Raw genomic sequence first — 25084 nt, forward strand, 5'->3', positions numbered from 1 at the left:
TTCCTCATTCCGCGACGATGCTGTTGGCGAGGCGGCCGAGGCCGTCGATCTCGACCTCGACGCGGTCGCCGGGATGCACGTCGACGCGCCCTTCCGGGGTGCCGGTGATCAGCACGTCGCCGGCGTGCAGGGTCATGAACTCGCTGATCTCGGCGATCAGCCGCGGGATGTCGCGCACCAGGTTGGCGGTGTTGTTGCGCTGGCGCAGTTCGCCGTTGACGTACAGCTTCAGCTCCAGCGCATGGGGATCGGCGATCTCCTGCGTCGGCACCAGTTGCGGACCGAACGGGCAGAAGCCGTCGCGGCACTTGGCTTTCACCGCCGGGCGGTAGTAGCTGTCTTCCGGCAGGCTGAACTCGTTGACGATCACGTAGCCGGCGACATGCGCCATGGCCTCTTCCTCCTTCACCCGGCTGGCGTCGCGAGCGATCACCACGCCCAGCGCCGGACCCGGTTGCAGGCGCTCGACGCCGCGCGGGAAGAGCACCGGGGCGTCGTGCTCGTTGCGGGTATTCGGTGTCTTGATGAACAACACCGGCTTCACCGGCGGCTTCTGGTAGGGCGGCTGCTGGAACTCCGGCAGGCGGCTGTCGAGCAGGCCCTTGTAGTTCAGCGCGACGCCGAACAGGGTGCCGGCGGCGACGTCATTCAGTGCGCGGCTCATTGTGGTGGTGTCTCCTGGCGCGATAAGCGAACGGCGAGGGGGCCGTCCTGGCGAAAACTCGTTAATGTGTTAACGTTATATTTAACATGTTAATGATCGTCAACCCCGGTTGCTGCGCCATTCGTCCCGGGGAGGTGGCAAGAGGCGCCGTCTGCGGTATACGGATGCCCGCGACGGCTTGCGTGCGCAGCCGGGAAGAACAACAAAGAGAAGATCGCCATGCCAGAGCGCCAGCCGATCCCCAACATCAACATCGGGCAGGTCTACGACCAGCGCTATGCCGACGCCGAGGTGCACTACGATGCGCTGGGCAACCTGGCCGGATTCTTCGGTCGTAACATGCCGGCGCACCGGCACGACCGTTTCTTCCAGGTGCACTACGTGAAGAACGGCGCGGTGCGGGTCTATCTCGACGAGCGCCAGTACCTGGAGTCGGGGCCGATGTTCTTCCTCACCCCGCCGACCGTACCGCACGCCTTCGTCACCGAGGCGGACGCCGATGGCCATGTGCTGACCGTGCGCCAGCAACTGGTGTGGAGCCTCACCGAGGCCGAGCCGGGCCTGGCGCCCGGCCCGCAGGTGGCGCCGGCCTGCGTGGCGCTGGGCAACCTGGAGGGCGGCGCGGCCGAGGAGGCGGCGCGCCTGGAGCTGCTCTTCGAGCAGTTGCGCAGCGAGTCGATGGCCAGCCGTCCCGGCCGCCAGCAGACGCTGCTGGCGCTGACCCGGCTGGTCATGATCAGCCTGCTGCGTCTCTCGGCCAATTCGGTGGCTGCGCGGCCGATGCGCCACGAAGACCTGCAGATCTTCCAGCGCTTCAACGCGCTGATCGAGGAGCGCTATGCCGAGCACTGGCCGCTATCGCTCTACGCCAGCCGGATCGGCGTCACCGAGGCGCGCCTCAACGACGTCTGCCGGCGCATCGCCGACCTGCCGTCGAAGCGCCTGGTGTACGAACGGCTTATGCAGGAGTCCAAGCGCCTGCTGCTGTTCACCGGCGGCTCGGTGAACGAGATCTGCTACCAGCTCGGCTTCAAGGACCCGGCCTACTTCAGTCGTTTCTTCGTGCGTTACGCGGGGCTCACCCCCAGCGCTTACCGCCAGCGACAGGCCGACGGGGAGTCCCGTCGCTGAGCGGGTGGGCGGGTATACTCGCGCTCCCACTCGAACAGGAAGCGTTTCTCCATGCATGATGCAGCCACCTCCATGCCGCCGCAGGCTCCCTCAACCTGGGCCGACTACCTTGCCGGCTACCGCTGGCGAGGGCAGGGCGAAGGATGTTCCGCGGCCACTGTCCACCGCCTGGAGGCTGCGCGGCGGCCGACCCTGTTCGTCAAGCAGGAAGTGCTGTCCGCACATGCCGAGCTGCCCGCCGAAATCGCCCGCCTGCGCTGGCTGCACGGTGCCGGCATCGACTGCCCGCAGGTGCTGAACGAAACCCAGAGCGACGGCCGGCAATGGCTGCTGATGAGCGCCGTGCCGGGGGACACGCTGTCCGCGCTGGCGCAGCGCGGCGAGCTGGAGCCCGAGCGCCTGGTGCGCCTGGTGGCCGCCGCCCTGCGCCGGCTGCACGATCTCGATCCGGCCGCCTGTCCCTTCGACCATCGCCTGGAACGGCGCCTGGACACCGTGCGCCAGCGGGCCGAGGCCGGGCTGGTGGACGAGGCGGACTTCGACGACGACCATCGAGGTCGCAGCGCCACGGAGCTGTACCGCCTGCTGCTCGACCGGCGTCCGGCGGTCGAAGACCTGGTGGTCGCCCATGGCGACGCCTGCCTGCCAAATCTGCTGGCGGAGGGGCGGCGCTTCAGCGGCTTCATCGATTGCGGGCGGCTCGGCGTCGCCGACCGGCACCAGGACCTGGCCCTGGCCGCGCGGGACATCGAGGCCGAACTCGGCGCGGCCTGGGCCGAGGCCTTCCTCGTCGAATACGGCGGCGATATCGACGGCGAACGGCTGGCGTACTTCAGGCTATTGGACGAGTTCTTCTAGAGTAGGGCCGGTTCGGATCCGGACTGGATTCGGCCTGCCGTTGCACGAAAACGAGGTACAACGGCATCGGCCACTATCGCCAACGCCACCGCGCGCCCTCGCTCGTTCCGCGGAGTCGCCGGTTCAGTTCAGCCGGTACTGCGCCAGTTCCTTCGCCGAAAGCACGCGCATCCGTTTGGGATCGGTGCTTTGCATGGCCTGTACCAAGGTGCTGGGGATATCCATTTCGCGGAAGTAGGCGGCGGAGTCGTAGCGCATGCCGTTGGCCGAGCGCGAGTGCAGCGAGTCGCCGTGGGCGTAGTAGGGACGGTGCAGGCCGACGTAGCCGCGTACGGTCTTGCGCTTGCCGGCCGCCAGCAGGTAGACGCAGGTGCCCTGGCAGACGCTGCTCGACGGCACCAGCGCGTCGAAGCCGGATTCGCGCAGCAGGCGGCCCATGCGGATCGCCTCCGGCACGCTGCCGCCGATGCTGTTCAGCAGGAGCAGCTTGCGCGAGTAGGTTCCCGGATTGTTGCGCAAACCCTTGAGCAGCGTTTCGTAGTCGCCCGGCGCGATCTCCTCCGAGACGCGGACCGTCAGCACCCGCCCCATGCTCTTGTGTTGCAGCGAATGCACTTCGACCCTGGCCAGTGCGGGAGTCGCGCAGAACACGGCGAGGCAGGCGAGGACGGTCCGGAGGCGGAGGCGGGGCATGGAACGGGGCGATCCTGTCAGACGGCGATGGCTGCCGAAGATACCTGCAAGCGTTGCATTGTGCACGGTCCTCGTCGTCAGGACGAGGAGCCGGTCTCCGCCTGGCGCACCGGCAGGCGCAGGCAGAAGGTGATGACGTCGTCGCGGCAGTCCACGTCGATACGCCCCTGGTGGGCCTGGGCGATGGCCTGGGAGATGTACAGGCCGATACCGAGGCCGTTGCGGTTGCGCTGGTTGTCCGCCGACTCGCGCTTGAACGGTTCGAACAGGTTGGCCAGCTGCGCTTCGGAGAGGCCGCTGGTTTCGTTGAGCACGCTCAGGCACACCTCGTCGCCCTGGCGGGTCAGGGTGACCAGCACCGGCCGGCCGGGCAGGCCGTGATGACGGGCGTTGCTCAGCAGGTTGGCGGCGACCTGGGCGTAGCGGTCCGGGTCGACCACGGCACGAACCTGCGGGTCGATGGCGATCTCGATCACCAGGCCGGGATAGGCGACGTCGGTTTCGCAGACGATCTGCTGCACCAGTTGCGAGACGTCGGTGTCGACCGGGTTCACGGTGAGGCCGATGCCCGATTGCAGGCGGCTCATGTCGAGGATCTGGCTGACCAGCCGTTCCATGCGGCTGCTGGACGCGGAAATGTGTTGGCGCAGTTCGGTGGTGCGGGTGTCGCTGGAGGACAGCAGGGCCGCCGCCATGGAGATCGACTGCAACGGGTTGCGCAGGTCGTGGCCGAGCACCGCGATCAGGCGCTGGCGCATGCGGTCGACCTCGGCCGCATGGTTGAGGCACAGTTCCATCAGGTCCAGGCGCAGCTTTTCGGCGATCGCCAGGTCGGTTTCGCTCCAGGGCGTGGAGTGGCCGCGGACCACTTCCTCCCAGGCCTCGAACGAGCCGCGCGGGGTCAGCCGCGGGCCGGAGGGGCCGATGGTCAACAGCTTTTCCGGCTTGCCGCCCCAGCGGATGCGGTGCACTTCCTCGTGGCGGAACCAGAAGATCCAGCCCGATTCCTGGCGGTGGAAACGGATCGCCAGCACACCGCAGCAGTCGCCGCCGTCCGGAGAGTCCTCGCTGGGCTGCGGCCAGTTGTCGGTGTGGTAGATGTCCCGTTCCGGGTCGCGCTGCAGGCGTTGCAGGACATTCCCGGCCTGGCGCTCGAAGTCGCCGCGGATGCTCAGGGTGCGGCCGCCGAGCATGACCAGGGCGCCGTCGCAGGGAATCAGTGCGGCGATGCCATCGTCCGGGTGGGCCAGTGCGCCGAACAGGTCGTCGGCGTCCCGCGCGCGGCGAGCCAGGGCCAGCCTGCGCTCGGTGGACACGCGCAGCAGTTCGGCGATACGCCCCTGCTCCAGGCGCTCGACGATGGCGCTGCAGACCTGGGAGAAGATCTGGAACGACATGCGCACCGGGTAGGGAATCAGTTTGGGCGACATGTGATGGCAGGAGAACAGTCCCCAGAGCTTGCCGCCGACCACGATGGAGATGCTCATCGAGGCGCGCACGCCCATGTTGGTCAGGTATTCGCAGTGGATCGGCGAAACGCTGCGCAGCACGCTGTAGCTGAGATCGAACGATTCGTTGGTCTCCGGGTTCAGCGCGGGAAACACGCGCATCGGCGTATAGGCCACGTCGGCGATCAGCCTGATCGGGTTCTGGATGTACAGGCGACGCGCCTGGGCCGGGATGTCCGAGGCCGGGTAGCGTTGCCCCAGGTAGCTTTCGAGGTCTTCGCGACGGCTCTCGGCGACCACCTCGCCGGAGTCGTCATGACGGAAACGGTAGGCCATCACCCGGTCGTAGCCGGTCATCCGGCGCAGTTCGTCGGTGACGTTGCTGAGCAGGCTGGCGGTGTCGTTGTGCAACTGGACCTGGGCGATGATGCGCTGGGCGTTGAGGGTGAAGGAGGTGATCGACAGCGTGTCCGCGGTGCGGATCTCGAACTCCAGGTAGAACACTTCCTTGTAGCTGTGGCCGATCACGTCGAACAGGTGTTCGCCGATCCGCGTCTCGACGCTGTTCGACCATGGGCCGTTGCCGGTCAGTCCCTCTTCGAGCATGCGCAGGACCTCCGGCCCCACCTGCTCCTGCGTCAGGTAGGAACCCGGCGAGGCGACGAAACCCAGTAGCGCCTGGATGTTCTCGCTTGCCGCGAGGACCATGCCGTCCGCGCGCAGGGCGATCAGCGCCCCGTGCGGCTGGATCGCGCCAGGCACGTGGATGGGTTCGTCCTCGCAGTTCGCCAGGGTAACCGGGGTGATGCTCGTCATCTATCGTCCAGCCTGGTCTCCAGGCAGTCAGGCTTCGTCGAGAACCCATCGACGAAACGAAAGGAATGTAGCCTGTGCCGCATCCTGCGCAAGGCCGATGGCTTCGGGGCTGTCGATCTGCCGGGCGAGCTGTTCGAGAAACTCCTGCCAGCGCACCCCGGTTGCCTGGCCGTAGCCCCGCAACCACTGTAGCGGCAGACCGGGCAGGCGTGGAGCTAGTCGTTTGTAGAGATACGCGCCGCCCAGCGTCGCGCCTTCCACCACGTAGGCCACCCCGAAGACCTCCGCGGCCCGTGTCGCATTCGGCAGGTCGGCGCAGCGCGGTAGCGCCTCCACCTGCGCGCGGCTCATGCCGCCGGCCAGCAGGTCGCTTTCCAGCCAGGCGCTCTTGACCAGCCGCGCGTCGGCCCGCAGCGCCGCCGGCCAGCCGCTGCGGTTGTCGCGCAGCGCGCGCTCCAGAGGCTCCAGCCAGCCAAGGATGCGTCCGGCATGGTCGAGGTAGGCGCGGTCGTCGAGATCGTCGTCGCCCAACGGCGAACGGCGGTCCAGTTCTGCGTGCAGGTCACGGGTGGCGTCGCGGAGTGCGGCGAGGGCTGGCGATGGAGATGGGGACATGAGGTCAGGGCCAGCGATTCGAGGCATGAACGGAAAAGAGTAGCAGGAAGCCGTACGCCCGGCTCGGAATAAATGGGCATCCCCGCGCGCGGCGCAGGGATGCCGGAGCGGGCGCGCTCAGGCCGCCTCGGTCTGCACCACCCGGTAGCAGGGGACGTAGGCCGCGCCGCCGGGCAGCTTCATCCGGTGCTGCTTGACGAAGGCCTGCAGCAGGCGGTCCAGCGGCAGCATCACCGCCGGGTCGCCGTGGATCTCGTAGGGCCCGTATTGCTCGATCATGCGGATGCCGTTGTCCTTGACGTTGCCGGCGACGATCCCGGAAAACGCGCGGCGCAGGTTGGCCGCCAGTTCGTGGGGCGGCAGGCTGCGGCTGAGCTGGAGGCTGGCCATGTTCTCGTGGGTCGGCTCGAACGGGCGCTGGAAGCTTTCATCGATCTTCAGCATCCAGTTGAAGTGGAAGGCGTCGTTGCGCTCGCGGCGGAACTGCTTCACTTCCTTCAGGCCCTGGGCCATCTGCTTGGCCACCTCGGCCGGGTCGTCGATGACGATCCGGTAGTGGCGCTGCGCCGCATGGCCGAGGGTCGCCCCGACGAATTCATGGAGCTGCTGCAGGTAGGCTTCGGCGCTGCGGGGACCGGTGAGGATGACCGGGAAGGGCAGGTCCTGGTTGTCCGGGTGCATGAGGATGCCCAGCAGGTAGAGGAACTCCTCCGCGGTCCCGGCGCCGCCGGGGAAGATGATGACCCCGTGGCCGACGCGGACGAAGGCTTCCAGGCGCTTCTCGATGTCCGGCAGGATCACCAGTTCGTTGACGATCGGGTTCGGCGCCTCGGCGGCGATGATCCCCGGCTCGGTCAGGCCCAGGTAGCGGCCGCCGACGATGCGCTGCTTGGCGTGGCTGATGGTGGCGCCCTTCATCGGCCCCTTCATCACCCCCGGTCCGCAGCCGGTGCAGACATCCAGGCTGCGCAGGCCGAGTTCGTGGCCGACCCTCTTGGTGTACTTGTATTCCTCGCTGCTGATCGAGTGGCCGCCCCAGCACACGACGATCTTCGGCTCGACGCCGGGGCGCAGCGTACGGGCGTTGCGCAGCAGCTGGAAGACGTAGTCGGTGAGGCCCTGGGAGCTGTCCAGGTCGACGTGCTGGCTGTCCAGCCCGCTCTGGGTGTAGACGATGTCGCGCAGGGCGCTGAACAGCATCTCGCGGGTGCTGGCGATCATCTCGCCATCGACGAAGGCGTCGGCCGGCGCGTTGATCAGCTCCAGGCGCACGCCTCGGTCCTGCTGGTGGATACGCACCTCGAAGTCCTTGTAGGCGTCGAGGATGGTCTTGGCGTTGTCGCTGTGGGCGCCGGTATTGAGGATCGCCAGGGCGCACTGGCGGAACAGTTGGTAGGTCTTGCCGTTGGCGGTTTCGCTCAGTTGTTGCACTTCGCGTTGGGAGAGGGTTTCCAGCGTGCCTTTCGGACTGACCGAGGCGTTGATCACAGGGCGATGAGACATGTGCGATTCCATGCAGGGGACGCGGCGGCGTAGAAGAACCGCCGCATCCGGATAAGGGAGCGCCGGGCAGGTTGCGTGCCGGGGGAGAGGGCGATCAGCCGTCGGAGTGGGGCGACGAGGCAACCGTGCGCTGGGGCTTGGCTCCAGGGTCTTGGTTAAATGTAATAGCGAGAACCTGACTGATCTGACAAGGAAAATCTCGAATTTATCTGTCGCCGGCCTGGCACCGGGGAAATCCTGCCACTAGCCATGGGCGAAAAAATCCGGCATCGGCTGGGATAATCGACTCTTCTCCTGATATCGTTGCGTTTCCGCCGGATGCTCGGCCAGTCGAAGGGAGGAACGAAGCATGTCGTATGAACAGTCCAGCAGCGTACCTAGCGACTTTCTTTCCTCCTTTTTCCAAGAGCCTGTCATCCATGATCGAACTCAGAACCATCACCCGCGACGACTGGGAAACCTGCATTGACCTGAAGGTCGCCCGCCACCAGGCGCACTTCGTCGCTTCCAACCTCTATTCGCTGGCCCAGAGCTGCTTCCTGCCGGGGTTCCGCGCGGTCGGCATCCACCACGGCGGGCGCATGGTCGGCTTCGCCCTCTACGGCCCCGACGCCGACGACGGCCACTACTGGCTCTACCGCCTGATGATCGACCGCCGCTACCAGGGCAAGGGGCATGGCCGCGCCGCCCTGCAACGGATCATCGCCAGCGTGCGCCGGACGAGGCGGCGCAGCGATCGCCTGATGGTCGCCTACGCCGTCGACAACGACGTGGCCCGCCAGCTTTATCGGGACGCCGGCTTCGTCGAACAGGGCCTCGCGCCTTGGGGCGAGACGATGGCCTGCCTGATGCTGCCGGAGCCGTCCCATCGCTCCGGGAAGGTCGCCGGAGCGCCGGGCGGGCGTGCAGCGCACGGCGTCCCGGCGTAGAATCGCGGGATTCGGCAGTTCCCTCCAATACCTATAACGACCATCCAACGCACATCGCCGCCCCGGACCCTTGCGTCCGGGGCGTTTTCCGTCGTGCGTGGCGAGGGTCGCGGGACCTGCCCGTCCGCCCCCTGCTCCGGAACCGAACGCCCCATGGACAGCACCTCCGAAACCCGCAGCGGCAGCTGGCTGAGCGTGATCGCCCTGGCCCTGGCCGCCTTCATCTTCAACACCACGGAGTTCGTCCCGGTCGGCCTGCTCAGCGACATCGGCCACAGCTTCGAGATGCCCACCTCGCAGGTCGGCCTGATGTTGACCATCTATGCCTGGGTGGTGTCGCTGGCCTCGTTGCCGATGATGCTGCTGACCCGCAATATCGAGCGGCGCAAGCTGCTGGTCGGGGTATTCCTGCTGTTCATCGCCAGCCACGTGCTGTCCGGGCTGGCCTGGAGCTTCCAGGTGCTGATGCTCAGCCGGATCGGCATTGCCTTCGCCCACGCGGTGTTCTGGGCCATCACCGCTTCGCTGGCGGTGCGCGTGGCGCCGCCGGGACAGCAGGCCAAGGCGCTAGGGCTGCTGGCCACCGGCACCACCCTGGCGATGGTCCTGGGCATCCCGCTGGGGCGGGTGGTCGGCGAGGCCCTGGGCTGGCGTACCACCTTCATGGCCATCGCCGGACTCTCGGTGCTGACCTTGCTCTACCTGGCGCGCTCCCTGCCGCTGCTGCCAAGCCAGAACTCCGGTTCCCTGCGCAGCCTGCCGATGCTGTTCCGACGCCCGGCGCTGGTTTGCCTGTACGTGCTGACCGTGGTGGTGATCAGCGCCCAGTTCACCGCCTACAGCTACATCGAGCCCTTCGCCAAGCAGGTGGCGCAGATGAGCGGCGAGGCGACCACCCTGCTGTTGCTGTTGTTCGGCGGCGCCGGGATCTTCGGTTCGATCCTCTTCAGCCGCTACAGCGAGGCTTTCCCGCGAGGCTTCCTGCTGGCCGCGATCCTCGCCTTGGGCAGCAGCCTGGCGCTGCTGTTGCCGCTGTCCGCGCAGCCGACCTGGCTGATGGCGCTCAGCCTGCTCTGGGGCATGTCGATCATGTGCTTCGGCCTGGCCCAGCAGTCCCGCGTCCTGCGCCTCGCCTCGGACGCCACCGACGTGGCCATGGCGCTGTTCTCCGGCCTGTACAACGTCGGCATCGGCGCCGGCGCGCTGCTCGGCAGCGTGGTCAGCGAACGCATGGGCCTGGCCTCGATCGGCAACGTCGGCGCCGCGCTGGCGCTGGCCGGCCTGCTGCTCGCCCTGTTCGCCGCACTGCGCTACGCGGAGGCGCTGAAAAGCACGTCGTTGTGAGCGGTCATACCTGGGGTCGGATGATTCGGCGGAGGAATCCGCCCGCTTGATCTAGTCTTCTGGGACGAAAAGGCGCAGGGAGTGCGGGATTGCCCCGCGCCGGGCCGGCGCAGGGACGGAATATCGGGTGAACGTACAACAGAGCAAGTTCAGGCTGAGCCGCTGGGCGGGCGCGACACTGGCGCTCGGACTGCTGCTGTCCGGGCTGGGCGCCTGGGGGCTGGCGCTGGTCAACGAGCAACAGGCGCGGATGGCGCTGGAACGCGAGGCGGAACTGCTGGCCGAGGCGGTGACCCGCCGCGTGGAACTCTACCAGTATGGCTTGCGTGGGGTGCGCGGTGCCTTGCTGACGGCGGGCGAGGCGCACATCGACCGCGAACTGTTCCGCCGCTACAGCCTGACCCGTGACATCGACCGCGAGTTTCCCGGCGCCCGCGGCTTCGGCTTCATCCGCCGGGTGGCGGCCGCCGACGAGGCCGGGTTCCTGCGCCAGGCGCGGGCCGACGGCCAGCCGGAGTTTCGCATCCAGCAACTGACTCCGCACGATGGCGAGCGCTATGTCATCCAGTACATCGAGCCGGTGGCGCGCAACGGCCAGGCGTTGGGCCTGGACATCGCCTCGGAAGCCAATCGCCGGGAGGCCGCCCGCGCCGCCCTGGAGACCGGGCAGGTGCGCCTGACGGGGCCGATCACCCTGGTCCAGGCCAGCGGCTTGCGCCAGCAATCGTTCCTCATCCTGATGCCGATCTACCGCAGCGGCATCACTCCACCGCCGGGGCCCCAGCGCGAACTCGAAGGCTTCGGCTGGAGCTATGCGCCGCTGCTGACCGGCGAGGTGCTGGCCGGGTTGCCCATCGACAACGCGGCGATCCACCTCGAACTCAGCGACGTCACCGGCGACGGCGCTGCCGTGCCCTTCTTCGTCAACGGCGCCGCGGCGCCGGCTCAACGCCTGTTCGGCCACATACTGCGGCGGGAGATCTACGGTCGGCACTGGCAGATGGCGTTCAGCGCACTGCCGCTGTTCGTCCAGCGCCTGCACCAGCCTTCGCCGCGCATCCTGTTCCTGGCCGGCAGCCTGGTCAGCCTGTTGCTGGCGGCGCTGGTCAACGCCAGCGCCCTCGGCCGCCTGCGCCGGCGTCGGGAGGCGGCGACCCAGGCGCGGCTGGCGGCGATCGTCGGCAATTCGGCGGACGGCATCATCGGCGTCGGCCTCGACGGCGTCATCAGCGACTGGAATCGCGGGGCCGAGGCGTTGTTCGGCTACCGCGAGGAGCAGGCGGTCGGGCGGCGGGTGGTGGACCTGCTGGTGCCGCCATCCAAGGAGAACGAGGAACTCGACATCCTCGCCCGCATCGCCCGTAAAGAACAGGTGGTCAGCTTCGATACCGTGCGCCGGCACCAGGACGGCCACCTGCTCGATGTGGCGGTGACCGTCTCGCCGATCCTCGGTCCGGACGGCGGCGTGGTCGGCGCCTCGAAGACCGTACGCGACATCTCCGCGAAGAAGGCCGCCGAGGCCCGCATCCGCGAACTCAATACCGGCCTGGAGCACCAGATCGCCGAGCGTACCGCCGAACTGCGTCGGTTGAACGTACTGCTCGGCAGCGTGCTGCAGGCGGCGTCCGAGGTGTCGATCATCACCCTCGACCGCGACGGCATCATCAGCGGCTTCAATCTCGGTGCCGAGCGGATGCTCGGCTACCGCGCCGACGAGGTGGTCGGCAAGGCCTCGCCGACCCTGCTGCACAGCGAGCGGGAGTTGCTCGCCCGCGGCCAGGAGCTGGGCGAGGAGGGTTTCCGCGTGCTGGTGGCGCGGGCCGAACAGGAGGGCGCCGAGACCCGCGAATGGACCTATCTACGCAAGGACGGCTCGCCGCTCAGCGTGACGCTTTCGGTTACCGTCCTGCGCGACGAGGCTGGGGCGATCAACGGCTACCTGGGCATCGCCGTCGATGTCACCGAATGGCGCAACGCCGAGCGCGAGATGGCCGCGGCGCGCGACCAGTTGCAAATGGCCGCCGACGTGGCGCGCCTGGGCATCTGGCGCTGGAACCTGGCCGACGACAGCCTGCAGTGGAACGAGCGCATGTGCGAGCTGTATGGCCAGCCGCTGGCGTTGCGCGACGGCGGCCTGGTCTACGAGCATTGGCGCAGCCGCCTGCATCCGGAAGACCTCGAGCGCACCGAGGCCAGCCTGCGCGCGGCGGTGGAGGGGCGCGGCAACTACGATGTGATCTTCCGCGTGGTGCTGCCCGACGGCGGCATCCGCTTCATCCAGGCCGGCGCGCAGGTCGAGCGCGACGCCGACGGCAACCCGCTGCAGGTCACCGGGATCAATATCGATATCACCAGCGACCAGCAACTGCAGGCGCGCCTGCGCGAGGCCAAGGAGCAGGCGGACGCCGCCAGCGCGGCGAAGTCGTCGTTCCTGGCGAACATGAGCCACGAGATCCGCACGCCGATGAATGCCGTGCTGGGCATGCTGCAACTGGCCCGGCAGACCGATCTCAACGAACGCCAGCGCGACTACCTGGACAAGGCCAGCTCGGCGGCAACCTCGTTGCTCGGCCTGCTCAACGACATCCTCGACTACTCGAAGATCGAGGCCGGCAAACTGGTCCTGGAAATGCTCCCCTTTGAGCTGGAGCCGCTGATGCAGGACCTGGCCGTGGTGCTCTCCGGCAACCAGGGCGACAAGGACGTCGAGGTGATCTTCGACATCGATCCCGAGCTGCCCAGCGCGGTGGTCGGCGACCGCCTGCGCCTGCAGCAGATCCTCATCAACCTGGCCGGCAACGCACTGAAGTTCACCGCCCGCGGGCACGTCCTGGTGAGCTTGCGGCGTCTGGCGCACGACGCCCACCTGGTGCGCCTGCGGGTGCTGGTGGCGGACACCGGCATCGGCATCAGCGCGGAACAGCAGCAGCGCATCTTCGAAGGTTTCACCCAGGCCGAGGCGTCCACCTCGCGACGCTTCGGCGGCACCGGCCTCGGCCTGTTCATATGCAAACGCCTGGTCGACCTGATGGGCGGTGAATTGCGGGTCGAGAGCGCGCCGGGCAGCGGTAGCCGGTTCTGGTTCGACCTGGACCTCGACGTCGCCCACGACCAACCGCTGCGTGCGGCCTGCCCCGGGGCCGGAGAACCGCTGCGGCTGCTGGTGGCGGACGACAACCTGGTGGCCGGCGAGCTGCTCGAACGCACGGTCGGCGCCCTCGGCTGGCGCGCCGACTGCGTCGGCAGCGGCAGCGAGGCGGTGGCGCGGGTCCAGGCGGCGATGGCCGAGGGCCGTCGCTACGACGTGGTGCTGATGGATTGGCGCATGCCCGATCTCGACGGCCTCAGCGCGGCGCAACTGATCCGCCAGTTGCAGGGCGACCTGCCGCCGCCCATGGTGATCATGATCACCGCCTATGGCCGCGAGGTGCTGGCCGATGCGCGCGACCACAGCGCGCCGCCCTTCGTCGATTTTCTCACCAAGCCGGTCACGCCCAAGCAACTGGCCGACTCGGTGCTGCATGCCCTGCACGGTGAACAGGGCGCCCCGGCCAACCCGCCGCCGCGCCCGGTGGAGCGCACCCAGCGGTTGCGGGGCGTGCGTCTGCTGGTAGTGGAGGACAACGCGCTGAACCGCCAGGTCGCCGCCGAGCTGTTGAGCAGCGAGGGCGCCCGGGTGGCCCTCGCCGACGGCGGGCTGGCGGGCGTTCAGCAGGTGCTGGAGGCGAGCGTGCCGTTCGACGCGGTGCTGATGGACATGCAGATGCCGGATATCGATGGTCTCGAGGCGACCCGGCGAATCCGCGCCGACGGGCGCTTCGCCGGGCTGCCGATCCTGGCCATGACCGCCAACGCCTCGCTGGCCGACCGCGAAGCCTGCCTGGCGGCGGGCATGAACGACCATGTGGCGAAGCCGATCGACAAGGAGCGCCTGGTGCTTTGTCTGCTCGGTCATCTCGGCAGGAGCGGCGACAGGGGGGCGCCGGCAACGACAGCGGACGCGGGCGAACTGGTCGAGGCGCGGGGCGATATCGTCGGGCGTTTCGGCGGCAGCCTGGAGCTGATCGTCCAGGTGCTGCGGCGCTTCGTTCCGGATATGCAGGACCTCTTCGCCCAGCTCGAACGCCAGCTCGGCGAGGGCGATGTCCAGGGCAGCGCCGCGACCCTGCATACCATCAAGGGCAGCGCGTCCACCGTTGGCGCCAGCGCCCTGGCCGGCCGTGCCAGCGAGCTGGAGCAGGCCCTGCGCCGCGCCGATCCGCGGCGCGGCATGGAAATCCTCGCCGGCATCCGCCTCGACGAACTGCGCACCCTGTGCGATGCCTGCCTGCTCCGCCTGCAGGCGATGTTCGGCGACGTGCAGGCGGAGTCGGCGAGCTGAACCCCGGCGCGGTGGCCTGTCCCGCCAAGAATTCAGGCGGACCCGGGGCTCGCCTGCATCCGCTGCGGCCTGTAGGGCGAATAACGCCATGGGCGTTATCCGCCGATACTCCTGAAGCCCGCCCAGGTCTTGAGCGACATCCTCTTCCTGTCGTTCAGTGCCTTCAGGCGTCGCGCAGCAGGTCGTGGGCGTTGAGCAGGGCGTAGGCGACTTCCGGGCGCTTCTCCAGGCCGCGGCGGATGGCGGCGGGAATCGCCTGGCGGGTCTTGCGGCAGAGCCCCGGCTGCTCCTCGAAGCGCATGCGGATGCCGCGCATGCTGCGCACCTCGCCGAAGGCCGGGGCGATCCGCAGGCGGATGCCCAGTTGTTCCTCCATGCGCCGCAGCAGGTGTTCCAGGTCTTCCAGGCTGCGCAGGGCTTCCAGGCGAGCGGCCAGGCGCTGCTCTTCCTGGCGGGTCAGGAGGAGGATGCGACGGTCCGCGCCGGGCGCCTCCAGGCGCTCGCGTTCGCAGACGCAGGCGCCGGGCGGGCAGGGCTGGCGGAGGGGCGGGGAAGCGCTCATGGCACCATCATAGCCAGGACCGGCGTCCCGCGCCGCTACGCTCCGTCGCCCTCGCGAGCGCGCTTCAGCGCTTCAGCGGCACCTTGGCCTGCTGCTCCAGGCCGCTGAGGATGGCGTAGGCGATCTTCACCCGCTCGGCATTGGGATAGTTGCGGTTGGCCAGGATCACCAGGCCCAGGTCGCGGCCCGGGACGAACGCCACGTAGGCGCCGAAGCCGTTGGTGGAGCCGGTCTTGTTCAGCAGGCGCTGGCCCTCCAGCGCCTGTGGCGCGGGCAGCCTGGCGATCCTGTGTGGTTGCAGCGCCATCGGCGTCGAGTTGCCGGCCTGCAGGCGCTTCAGGGAGATCGGCCAGTCGTAGGCTTCCCAGCCCAGGCCTTGGGTCATGTCGCCGACCTTGTAGTAACCGCGATGGGTGGCATCGAGCGCCTGCGCCCAGGGCCTGTCCAGGCGCTCCGGATGCAGGTTGGCATCGACGAAGCGCAGCAGGTCGGCCGCGCTGGTCTTCACCCCGTAGCCTTCGGCATCCAGCGGGCCGGGACCGACCCGTAGCGGGCGGTCGTCCTTGCCGTAGCCCTGGGCGTACTGCGCCAGCGCCGCCTCGGGCACGTCGAGGTGGGTCTGTTCGAGGCCCAGTGCCGGGAACAGTTGCTGCTCCATGAGCCGTTCGAACGGCTGGCCCAGGCTGCGCGCGGCGAGATAGCCGAACAGGCCGATGCTCGGGTTGGAATAGAGGCGCTGACTGCCCGGCGCGTAGGTCGGCTGCCACTGGCGGTAGTAGTCGCGGATCTGTGCCTGGTCCTTCTGCACCGAGTCGGGGAACTGCAGCGGCAAGCCGCCGGCGGTATAGGTCGCGAGGTCGAGCAGGCTGATGCCGTCGAAGCGGCTGCCCTGCAGCGCCGGCCAGTGCTGGCTGGCGCGGTCGTCGAGGCGCATCTTGTCCTGGGCCAGGGCATAGCCGGCGAGGGTGGCGGTGAAGGTCTTGCTCACCGAGCCGATCTCGAACAGGGTCTCCGGCGTCACCCGGCGGCCGTCCTCTTTCGAGGCCAGCCCATAGCTGAAGTAATGCGGTTCTCCTTTCAGGCTGATGGCCACGGCCAGGCCCGGAATGTCATTGGCCTTCATCACCGGTTGTACGGCGGCGTCGACCAGTGCCTTCAGGCGATCCGCCGGGGCCTCATCGGCAATGGCCGGGGTGGTGGCGAACAGCAGTGTGGAAGCGGCGATGCCGCACAGGCAGGAGAATCTGGTATCGCGCATGAGGATTGGCGTCCTTTGTCGTTGGCTGCATGAGAAACCGCCCCGGGAGCGCTCCTTGATCGGCGGGCGGGGAAAATCTAGGCTTGCGCAGGATTTGCGGCAAACGACGAATACTCGCGGCAGCCATTAGAAAAATTTGGAGCAGAGATTGGTTCGACCCCATTTGCCGCTGAACGCCCTGCGCGCCTTCGAAGCTTCGGCCCGGCACCTGAGCTTCACCCGCGCGGCCATCGAGCTGTGCGTGACCCAGGCGGCGGTCAGCCACCAGGTGAAGAGCCTCGAGGAGCGTCTCGGCGTGGCCCTGTTCAAGCGTCTGCCGCGCGGCCTGATGCTGACCCACGAGGGCGAGAGCCTGCTGCCGGTGCTGTGTGACTCCTTCGACCGCATCGCCGGCCTGCTGGAACGTTTCGAGGGCGGCCACTACCGGGACGTGCTCACCGTCGGCGCGGTCGGAACCTTCACGGTCGGCTGGCTGCTGCCGCGGCTGGCGGACTTCCAGGCGCGCCATCCCTTCATCGACCTGCGCCTGTCCACCCACAACAACCGCGTCGACATCGCCGCCGAGGGGCTCGACTACGCGATCCGCTTCGGCGGCGGCGCCTGGCACGGCACCGAGGCGCTGGCGTTGTTCGAGGCGCCGCTGACGGTGCTCTGCTGCCCGGAGGTCGCCGCCCAGGTGCACAGTCCCGCCGACCTGCTGCAGCACACCCTGCTGCGCTCCTACCGCGCCGACGAGTGGCCGCTGTGGTTCCAGGCGGCCGGACTGCCGGCGCACGCGCCACTGACCCGGAGCATCGTCTTCGACACCTCGCTGGCCATGCTCGAGGCGGCCCGCCAGGGTGTCGGCGTGGCCCTGGCGCCGGCGGCGATGTTCGCCCGGCAACTGGCCAGCGAGAGCATCCGGCGTCCGTTCGCCACCGAAGTGAGTACCGGCAGCTACTGGCTGACGCGCTTGCAGTCGCGGGGGGAGACCAGCGCGATGCTGGCGTTCAGGGGGTGGTTGCTGGAGATGGCTGCCGTTGAGGCGCGGGGGAGATAACGGTTATGCAGGCGATTCAAGTGTCGATGAAGAAGTAATCACCTTCCTCGCGCCTTTCTTTATACGCTCGGGCTCTCCCAAGGTTGATACGGTTTGAGGCGTTGGGGTTGTGATTGGAATTGCTGACGGCGTGGTGGATATGGACCGGCTCGTCGGCGTTGCTGATCGCTCCGCTAAGCGTCACTCCCAGGCTGGCGGCATAGGCCCGGCGTGCCGCAACGATCTCGCTCTCGAGCATGCCTGCTTTCCCTGCTGCGGCAACGACGGCAAGTTCGCATAGGCGGCCAGCCATCCTCGGGGAAACCCTCAGGTCGGCGCCTGCGGACCACAGGGCAAGCAGCGCTTTGGATGGAGCACAGCCATTTCTGCTGCGCTCTTCGATTGTCTCCAGGAGCGGACTCATATGGCCTCTTGAAAACTGTCGGTGGATTGCCAGCAGTATCGACGATGGTGCGCTTAAAGCAACCGGGAGCAGGTGCCGGTTGCGGCGAAACGGCGGATAACGCTTCGCGTTATCCGCCCTACGGGAGCGGTGCTCGGCTCGCCGGCGGAAGGCGTCTACGGCTTTCCGGTTCCCGCGTCGAAATACGATCCGCCGTTGCTCGGCAGTCCCGTCCACATCTCGTCGAGATTGCGGAAGTTCCAGGCTTCCGCCGGCTCGAAGCCGACGATCCGGTCGGTCTGTCCGGCCCTACCCAGGTCTATCACCTGCTGCGGGATCGGCACCTTCGAGCGGGCCGAGAAGAATACCTTGACCCGTGGCGTCAGCAGCGAGCGGCCGTGTTGCTCGAGGACCACGCCGAGGCGCCCGCTTTCCAGCCTGACCAGCGCGCCGACCGGGTAGATGCCCACTGCCTTGACGAAGGCGCGGAACACCTGCGGGTCGAAGTGCCCGTTCCATTCGGCCATGCGCCGGATCGCCTCGGCGGCGTTCCAGCCCTTCTTGTAGGGACGGTCGGAGGTGATCGCGTCGTAGACGTCGCACACCGTGCCCATCCGCGCCAGCAGGCTGATCTGCTCCTGCGCCAGGCCGAAGGGGTAGCCGGTGCCGTCGATGCGCTCGTGGTGGTGCAGGCAGACATCCACCACCAGGGCGCTGACCTGGCGGCAATCGAGCAGCATCCGCGCGCCGTTCTGCGGATGCCGGCGGACCAGGTCGAATTCCTGCTCGGTGAGCTTGCCGGGCTTGTTCAGGATCGGATCGGGTACCGCCATCTTGCCGATGTCGTGCAGCAGTCCCGCCAACCCCGCCTCGTGTACCAGCGGGTCGGGCAGTTCGAGCTGGCGGGCGAGGGCGATCATCAGCGCGCAGACCGCCACCGAATGCATGTAGGTGTATTCATCCGAGGTCTTCAGCCGTACCAGGCTGACCAGCGCGTTGGGATGGCGCAGCACCGAGGCGGAGATTTCGTCCACCAGGTCCGATGCATGCGCGGTGTCGATGGCCTGGCCCATGCGCGCGTCGTGGAACATGCTGACCACGGCGGCCTTGGCACGGCTGCAGAGCAGGGCGGCGTGGCGGATTTCCTCCTCCAGGGCGACCCGCGCCGGCGAAGGGCCGGCCGGCATGGTGACCGGCAGGACCGCAGCGGCCGAGACCGCCGCTTCCTCCGGGAGGTCGAGGCCCTTGCCGGCGTCGATCCAGACCTCCTTCACGGCGCTTTCGCGCAGGCGCTGCAGGTCGGACTGGTTGTCGAGCAGGAAGCCGCCTCTTTTCCAGAACGGGTGGTCCAGCCACGAGCCGCAAAGGCTCTGGACGAACATACCGAGGCGAAGCTGGGTTACCGGAATGCGTTTCAGCACGATGGGCTCGACCTCGAGACTGGGCCAGGTGGCTGTCTCCTAACGGTAGCCGAGATGGGCCGGCGGGAGTGAGAGATGCCCGTCAGTTCGTCGGCGTGACCTTCGCTTGGCTGCGTATCGTTCTGTATCCGCGTACTCCCGGCATACAAATCCCTCCGCCGACGGTACAGCCCCGATACATCGCCCTGGCGAAGTGGCCCTATCCAAACCGGCGCCAGCCAGGTCCTCGCGCTGGCGGAGACGGCGGTGGAAACCTACGGCGGCGATAGCACGGGCCAAATCTCAGTCGCGGCGCTCGACGAGCGCGTCCTGGTGTACAGCCATCAAGCGTTGCGCGTTGGGCGTGAGATGGCCGCTGTGCCAGATGAAATGGATCTCGGTGGTGCCATAGTCGCGCAACGGATGCGCGCGGACCTGGTGGTTGCCAGGTAGCGTCGCAAGCACGGAGCGCAGCACCCAGGCGGCACCCATGCCTGCGCTGACGCAGGCGAGCATGGTGTGGTAGGACTCGATTTCCAGCACTGGCAGTTGTTGCAGGCAGTCGGCTTCCTCCAGCCAGCGATCCATGCGGAAGCGGAACGAGCAGTCGTGACGGAACCCATACAGTTCGGCGCAACGCAGGTCGCGCGGACTGGTGATCGGTGGATGATCCAGCTCGGTAACCAGCACCATTTCGTCGACGAAGGCCAGGCTACTTTCCAGGGTCTGAGAGCGCACGGGACCATCGCTCAGGGCCAGGTCTAGCACTCCATCCGAGACCTGCTGCACCAAGGCTTCCGAGGCTTCGCTGCGGATGTCCAGTTCGATCGCGCGGTGGCGATGGCGGAACCGCCCGATCAGGCATGGCATGAAGGCGACCAGAACCACGTCGAGGGCACCTACCACCAGGCGGCCGCCGCTCTCTTCGTTGCGCATCATGGCCCGGGTACTGTCGCTGAGATCGAGGATTCGCCGGGCATGCTCCAGCAGACGCCGACCGTCCGGCGACAGGCGCAGACGCTGGTGCTCGCGCAGGAACAGCTGGCAGCCGAGGTCTTCCTCAAGCTGGCGGATGCGTACGGAGAGACTCGACGGGACACGGTTCAGCGCCTTCGCCGCGGCGTTGATCGAGCCGGTGTGGGCCACGGCGCAGAAGGCGCGGAGCTGAGACAATTGCACCTGGGTATTCTCGCTTTGCGAATCGTTGGCTGAATATTTTTCGATTTCCAGAATACCTTGTCGTTCGCTACCGTTCGCCCGTCCTTACGTCCGGTGATCGGATCCCGGCGTTCCTTCCCGGCTTGCGGGCCTATCGCGTCCGCTCATGGAGAGATTACATGGATCTGCAACTCGCACAGCGCAGGGTGCTGGTTAGTGGCGGTTCGCGCGGTATCGGCCGCGCCATCGTCGAACATTTTCTCGCCGAAGGGGCCGAGGTGGCCTTCTGCGCCCGTGGTGAGGCGGGCGTGGCCGAAGCAGCGGATTGCTTCGGCGAGCGTGCCTTTGGCATGTCTGTGGACATCACCGACCCGCAGCAGGTGCGCGGTTGGGTAACGCGCTCGGCGCTGCACTTGGGCGGCATCGACATCGTTGTGCCCAACGTCAGCGCGCTGGCCGGTGGCGGAGACCTGGACACCTGGCGGCGCGCTTTCGAGACCGACCTGCTGGGCAGCGTGGGCATGGTCGCTGCCGCCCTGCCGTGGTTGAAACGCTCCGAGGCTGCCTCGGTGGTGCTGATCTCCAGTGTTTCCGGCCGCGAGGTGGACATGTTCGCCGAGCCCTATGGCGTGCTCAAGGCGGCCCTGGTCCACTACGGGAAGACGCTTGCCAGCCGCCATGCGGAGGACGGCATTCGGGTCAATACGGTGTCGCCGGGCAACGTCTATTTCGAAGATGGCGTATGGGGCGCGATCGAACGGGATAGCCCGGAAACCTTCGCCCGTTGTCTCGCCGCCAATCCCATGGGGCGCATGGCGCGACCCGACGAGGTGGCGCGGGCGGTGCTGTTCCTGGCCAGCCCGGCGGCCAGCTTCACCACCGGAACCAACCTGCTGGTGGACGGCGGGTTGACCCGGGGCGTGCAGTTCTGAGCAGAGTGCCGGAGGCTCAGGCCTCTACCAGCTCCGGCGCATCCCGCCGCTGTTCCGTCGGCGCATGGGGCGCCGGCTTGCCGAGGATCAGGTCGGCGGCCTTCTCGCCGATCATGATCGCCGGGGCGTTGGTATTGCCGGTGATCAGTGTCGGCATGATCGACGCATCGGCCACCCGCAGGCCTTGCAGGCCGTGCACGCGCAACTGGTCGTCGACCACCGCGAGCTGGTCGTGGCCCATCTTGCAGGTGCCGACCGGATGGAACACGGTGCCCAGGTTGGCGCGGATCCAGGCCTCGATCTGGCCGCGGCTGGAAACCTGCGGGCCCGGTACCAGCTCGCCCTTGAGGTGACGGGCGAAGCTGCGGCTGGCGGCCAGTTTGCGGACCAGTTGGAAACCCTGGACCAGGGTATCGAGGTCGGCAGGGTGGCTGAGGAAGTTGGCTTCGATCAGCGGCCGGTCGTGCGGGTCCGGCGAGTTCAGGCGGACCCGCCCGCGGCTCTGCGGGTGCATCACCGCGACGTGCAGGCTGACCCCGTGGCCGAAGGGGACCAGGCGCTGCGGCTGGTTCTTCAGCGCGGGGGCGACGATCAGACCCAGCTCCGGGGTCTCTGCCTGCGGGTCGAGGCGGAGGAAGCCACCGGACTCGACGGTGTTCGAGGTCAGCGCCCCGCGCCGGCCGAACAGGTACTGCCAGGGCGAGCGCAGCAGCGGCAGCCAGCCCTTCGGCGAGAAGCCCAGGCCGTAGCCGAGCTTGGCCTCGGTGCGGTACATCAGCACGATGTCCTGGTGGTCCTGCAGGTTCTCGCCGACCCCAGGCAACTCATGGCGCTGGACGATGCCGTGGCGCGCCAGTTCCGCCGCCGGGCCGATGCCGGAGAGCAACAGGAGCTGCGGCGAGTTGATCGAGCCGGCGCTGAGGATCACTTCGCGGCGTGCCTGCAATTGCACGACCTCGCCAGCCTGGCTGATCTCCACGCCGGTGGCGCGGGTACCTTCCAGCAGCACGCGCAGGGTCAGCGCCGAGCTGAGGACGGTGAGGTTGGGCCGCGCCAGGGCCGGGTGCAGGAAGGCGCGCGCCGCGCTACAGCGTTCGCCGTTGACCTGGGTGACGTGGAACGGGCCGATGCCTTCCTGGCGCTCGCCGTTGAAGTCGGCGTTGTACGGCCAGCCCATTTCCTCGGCGGCCTGGAAGAACACCTGGTTGATCGGGCCCGGGCTGCGCTGCGCGGCGACGTTCAATTCGCCGCCGCGCCCGTGCCAGGGCGATTCGCCCGGCTCGAAATGTTCCGAGCGGCGAAAGTAGGGCAGCAGCTCGTCGTAGCTCCAGCCGCGATTGCCGAGGGATGCCCAGCGGTCGTAGTCGTGGCGGTCGCCGCGGATGTAGATCATCCCGTTGATCGCGCTGGAGCCGCCCCAGACCTTGCCGCGCGGGCAGGCGATCGGCTGGTTGGCGGTGCCGGGCTGGGCGGCGAAGCGATGCATCCAGTTCCACTTCGGGTTGGCGATCAGGCGGATGATCCCGGCCGGTGTGCGGATGTAGGCGGCGGGGAGCGGCGTGCGGTCGCTGGGGCCGGCCTCGACCAGGCAGACCGAGACGGCGGGATCGGCGGAAAGACGGTTGGCCAGGACGCAACCGGCGGAGCCGGCGCCGACCACGATGTAGTCGAACGAGCGGCGGGCAGTGGAAGTCATGTCGGCACCTTTCTGGGTGTGCTGCCGGGCCTCGCCCGGCGTTCTTTTTCGCCCCGCGCCCATGGGCGCGACGCTACTCCATTGGACGGGGAAGCGCGCCCGGCCGCTTGTCCCAGCCTGCCGGCGGGGTTGACCGAGGCTGCCAGGCGGCGCGCTACAGCCCCAGCAGCGAGCCCATGTCGACCATCAGTTGCAGGCCGACGACGAAACCGTCTCCGCTCAGTTCGCGAGCGCCGGGGTTGTAGTAGTTGTCCGGGTTGAAGATGTACTGCACCGACGGCTCCAGCGCGATGTGCGGGGTCAGTGCGATGTGCGCATTGGTTTCCAGGGCGTACACGTCGCGCTGGCCGAGTTTCGCATCGCCGCCAGCGGCGATCCGCGCCTGGCGCTGGAACTCCAGCTGGTGATCGTTCAGGCGCAGGTAGCTGGCCTTGAGGTTGAGCTTGTCCCGCGTGCGGTCGAAGGGCGCATGGTAGGTCAGGCCCAGCTCGGCGAAATGACGGAACGGCTGCTTGTCGTCGGCCGAGACCGACAGCGAGCCGAACAGCCCCAGCGCCCTCGGCGAATCGAGGCGGCCGCCGTCGGCGCGCCAGAACAGCTGCTGGAACTTGAAGAAGCCGCCGGCGCTGCCGTGGTCGCTGGCGCCGGTGAGCGGGTCGACCTGGTTGGCGGTGTTCAGGTAGGCGTTGAGTTCATAGTGCGAGCGGTAGGGATCGAGGCTTTCCTCGCGCTTGTCGCCGATCCCCAGCAGCAGGCTGGTGCCGCTGGCGTCGTCGGTGCCGAAATCGAGGCCATGGCGCTTCTTCAGGTAATCCACCGGGTTGGACTCGAAGGCCCCGGCGTGCAGGTACAGGGTCGGGGTCGCCCGGTACTTCAGGTAGCCGCCCCAGGCGCCGTAGGGCGGCGGCAGGATGCCGGTGGAGGCGTCGATGATCGGGTCGTTGCAGGTGACCACGGTCTCGCAGTTGTAGATCAGGAAATAGCGCCGCGCATTGGTCCGTCCGAGATGGCTGTCGAGGCGTCCGCCCAGCCACTGCTGCTGCCAGGTGAGCAGGCTCAGCTGGTTGGCGCCGATGTCGTTGTGCAGCGGCGCGCCGCCGAAGTAGCTGCCCACCGCGCCCTGCCAGTTCGGCCCGGTGGGCTGACCGGTGCCGCGGTCGAGGATGAACAGGGTTTCCTCGATGTGCAGCGAGGCGCCGTCCAGCCCGGCGAGGGTGGCGAGGTCGAGGTCGGCGCCGAGGAACAGGTCGCCGCTGTTGCCGAAGCTGTGCTGGCGCGGGCCGGTGTCGAGGTTCTTCAGCGACAGGCTCCAGAACTGCGCGTGGGTCTTCACGCCGTGGCGCTGGAGTCGTTCGCCGAACCCGGCCAGCGGGCCGCTGCGGCTGTCTTCGGCGGCCTGCGCGGAGAGACCGAGGAAACCGGCGCAGAGCAGCGCCGGCAAGGTGCGGAGGGTTTTCATGGCAAGGCACTCGTCTTGTTGTTGTTCTGTCGTGCGAATCGCTGTCCGCCCCAAGCGGACAGGTGCATCCGGAGCGAAGGCGGCTCAGGCGCAGAGGTAGCCGCCGTCCACCGCCAGCACGGCGCCGGTGACGAAGCTGGCGCCGGGACCGCAGAGGAAGGCCGCGGCGCTGGCCACCTCGGGCGCCTCGCCCCAGCGCGCCAGCGGCGTGCGCTGCATGATCCGGCGGGTGGCCTCGACGTCGGCCTTGAGCCCGGCGCCCAGCGGCGTGTCGATCCAGCCGGGGGCGATGGCGTTGACCCGGATGCGCTCGGCGGCGTACTCGCAGGCCAGGGAACGGGTCAGCTGGACGATGGCGCCCTTGCTGGCGCTGTAGGCCGGGCGGTCGGCGGAACCGAAGGTGCTGTACATCGAGGCGATGTTGAGGATGCTGCCGCCGCGCTGCGCCAGCAGCGGCCGGGCCAGTTGGCTGGCGAGCATGGCGGCGCTCAGGTTGAGGCGTAGCACCCGTTCGAAGGTCGCCAGGTCGTATTCCTCGCGGTCGCGGCTGATGCCGGCGTTGTTCACCAGCACATCCAGGCGCGGCAGCGCTTCGAACAGCCGTTGCAGGCGCTGGCTGTCGGTGATGTCCAGTTCTTCCCGGCGAATCCGCGGATGACGCGGTGCGTGCACGCCGTCGGCGTCCAGGCCGAGGGCGACGACTTCGGCGCCGAGTTCGGCGAATTGCATGGCGATGGCCGCGCCGATGCCGGAGCTGCCGCCAGTGACCAGCACCTGCTGGCCGGCGTAGATATCGTGTTGGAAAACCATCGGCGA

At 67.9% G+C, this 25084-nt stretch carries 20 protein-coding genes; 7 read left to right on the forward strand and 13 right to left on the reverse strand.

Going from position 1 to position 25084, the window contains the following annotated elements:
- Nucleotides 1-4: 4 nt before the first annotated feature.
- Nucleotides 5-664, reverse strand: a complete 660-nt coding sequence (locus AC4OR5_RS25970) for a fumarylacetoacetate hydrolase family protein (protein WP_003110133.1) — start codon at nt 662-664, stop codon at nt 5-7.
- A gap of 219 nt (nt 665-883) precedes the next feature.
- Between AC4OR5_RS25970 and hpaA the strand changes: the two genes are divergently transcribed.
- Entirely contained in the window at nt 884-1795 is a 912-nt protein-coding gene (hpaA, locus tag AC4OR5_RS25975) for a 4-hydroxyphenylacetate catabolism regulatory protein HpaA (RefSeq protein WP_023108305.1), read from the forward strand.
- Between the two features lie 51 nt (nt 1796-1846).
- Nucleotides 1847-2653 carry an APH(3')-II family aminoglycoside O-phosphotransferase gene (locus tag AC4OR5_RS25980; protein WP_023108306.1) on the forward strand — a complete coding sequence of 269 codons (807 nt, stop codon included), beginning with the start codon at nt 1847-1849 and terminating at the stop codon, nt 2651-2653.
- Between the two features lie 123 nt (nt 2654-2776).
- Here AC4OR5_RS25980 and AC4OR5_RS25985 read toward each other — a convergent pair whose 3' ends face one another.
- From AC4OR5_RS25985 to ppnN, 4 genes are all read right to left on the reverse strand, one after another.
- Nucleotides 2777-3346, reverse strand: a complete 570-nt coding sequence (locus AC4OR5_RS25985) for a COG3904 family protein (RefSeq protein ID WP_003093439.1) — start codon at nt 3344-3346, stop codon at nt 2777-2779.
- Nucleotides 3347-3423: 77 nt separating this feature from the next.
- A complete protein-coding gene (gene bphP / locus AC4OR5_RS25990; RefSeq protein WP_003093437.1) occupies nt 3424-5610 on the reverse strand; it encodes a bacteriophytochrome BphP in 2187 nt (728 codons plus the stop codon).
- Nucleotides 5611-5637: 27 nt separating this feature from the next.
- Complete coding sequence (locus tag AC4OR5_RS25995) at nt 5638-6225, reverse strand: biliverdin-producing heme oxygenase (RefSeq protein ID WP_043104611.1); 588 nt, start codon at nt 6223-6225, stop codon at nt 5638-5640.
- Between the two features lie 117 nt (nt 6226-6342).
- A complete protein-coding gene (gene ppnN / locus AC4OR5_RS26000) occupies nt 6343-7728 on the reverse strand; it encodes a nucleotide 5'-monophosphate nucleosidase PpnN (RefSeq protein ID WP_003093432.1) in 1386 nt (461 codons plus the stop codon).
- A gap of 419 nt (nt 7729-8147) precedes the next feature.
- Here ppnN and AC4OR5_RS26005 point away from each other — a divergent pair, with 419 nt between their 5' ends.
- The 3 genes from AC4OR5_RS26005 (at nt 8148) to dspS (ending at nt 14382) form a co-directional block, all read left to right on the forward strand.
- The gene (locus AC4OR5_RS26005; RefSeq protein ID WP_058160166.1) at nt 8148-8657 is read left to right on the forward strand and encodes a GNAT family N-acetyltransferase; all 510 of its coding nucleotides are present in this window, start codon (nt 8148-8150) and stop codon (nt 8655-8657) included.
- Nucleotides 8658-8810: 153 nt separating this feature from the next.
- The gene (locus AC4OR5_RS26010) at nt 8811-10001 is read left to right on the forward strand and encodes a sugar transporter (protein WP_003093428.1); all 1191 of its coding nucleotides are present in this window, start codon (nt 8811-8813) and stop codon (nt 9999-10001) included.
- A 127-nt stretch (nt 10002-10128) separates the two neighbouring features.
- A complete protein-coding gene (gene dspS / locus AC4OR5_RS26015) occupies nt 10129-14382 on the forward strand; it encodes a two-component system sensor/response regulator DspS (protein WP_031685361.1) in 4254 nt (1417 codons plus the stop codon).
- A 163-nt stretch (nt 14383-14545) separates the two neighbouring features.
- Here the strand turns inward: dspS and AC4OR5_RS26020 are convergent, their stop codons facing one another.
- Complete coding sequence (locus AC4OR5_RS26020) at nt 14546-14944, reverse strand: hypothetical protein (RefSeq protein WP_003093424.1); 399 nt, start codon at nt 14942-14944, stop codon at nt 14546-14548.
- 64 nt (nt 14945-15008) lie between these two features.
- Nucleotides 15009-16202, reverse strand: a complete 1194-nt coding sequence (locus AC4OR5_RS26025) for a class C beta-lactamase PDC-46 (protein ID WP_043083525.1) — start codon at nt 16200-16202, stop codon at nt 15009-15011.
- Between the two features lie 148 nt (nt 16203-16350).
- On the opposite strand from AC4OR5_RS26025, the gene ampR reads away from it, so the two are divergent.
- A complete protein-coding gene (gene ampR / locus AC4OR5_RS26030; RefSeq protein WP_058160165.1) occupies nt 16351-17241 on the forward strand; it encodes a LysR family transcriptional regulator AmpR in 891 nt (296 codons plus the stop codon).
- A 16-nt stretch (nt 17242-17257) separates the two neighbouring features.
- On the opposite strand, the gene AC4OR5_RS26035 is transcribed toward ampR, so the two are convergent.
- The 3 genes from AC4OR5_RS26035 to AC4OR5_RS26045 all read right to left on the reverse strand — a co-directional run bounded on the left by AC4OR5_RS26035 (nt 17258) and on the right by AC4OR5_RS26045 (nt 20202).
- A complete protein-coding gene (locus AC4OR5_RS26035; protein WP_003093418.1) occupies nt 17258-17479 on the reverse strand; it encodes a hypothetical protein in 222 nt (73 codons plus the stop codon).
- Between the two features lie 320 nt (nt 17480-17799).
- Entirely contained in the window at nt 17800-19044 is a 1245-nt protein-coding gene (locus AC4OR5_RS26040) for a cyclic di-GMP phosphodiesterase (RefSeq protein ID WP_058160164.1), read from the reverse strand.
- Between the two features lie 282 nt (nt 19045-19326).
- On the reverse strand, nt 19327-20202 hold the full coding sequence (locus AC4OR5_RS26045) for a LysR family transcriptional regulator (protein WP_116271254.1): 876 nt from the start codon (nt 20200-20202) through the stop codon (nt 19327-19329).
- A gap of 158 nt (nt 20203-20360) precedes the next feature.
- On the opposite strand from AC4OR5_RS26045, the gene AC4OR5_RS26050 reads away from it, so the two are divergent.
- The gene (locus AC4OR5_RS26050; protein WP_003093411.1) at nt 20361-21113 is read left to right on the forward strand and encodes an SDR family NAD(P)-dependent oxidoreductase; all 753 of its coding nucleotides are present in this window, start codon (nt 20361-20363) and stop codon (nt 21111-21113) included.
- A 16-nt stretch (nt 21114-21129) separates the two neighbouring features.
- Here AC4OR5_RS26050 and AC4OR5_RS26055 read toward each other — a convergent pair whose 3' ends face one another.
- The 3 genes from AC4OR5_RS26055 to AC4OR5_RS26065 form a co-directional block, all read right to left on the reverse strand.
- Nucleotides 21130-22809: a GMC family oxidoreductase gene (locus AC4OR5_RS26055; RefSeq protein WP_003110144.1), complete on the reverse strand. Its 1680-nt coding sequence runs from the start codon at nt 22807-22809 to the stop codon at nt 21130-21132.
- A 154-nt stretch (nt 22810-22963) separates the two neighbouring features.
- Complete coding sequence (locus AC4OR5_RS26060; RefSeq protein WP_058160163.1) at nt 22964-24268, reverse strand: carbohydrate porin; 1305 nt, start codon at nt 24266-24268, stop codon at nt 22964-22966.
- 84 nt (nt 24269-24352) lie between these two features.
- Nucleotides 24353-25078, reverse strand: a complete 726-nt coding sequence (locus tag AC4OR5_RS26065) for an SDR family NAD(P)-dependent oxidoreductase (protein ID WP_003093405.1) — start codon at nt 25076-25078, stop codon at nt 24353-24355.
- Between the last annotated feature and the right edge of the window lie 6 nt (nt 25079-25084).

Source organism: Pseudomonas sp. YA1, assembly GCF_058680555.1.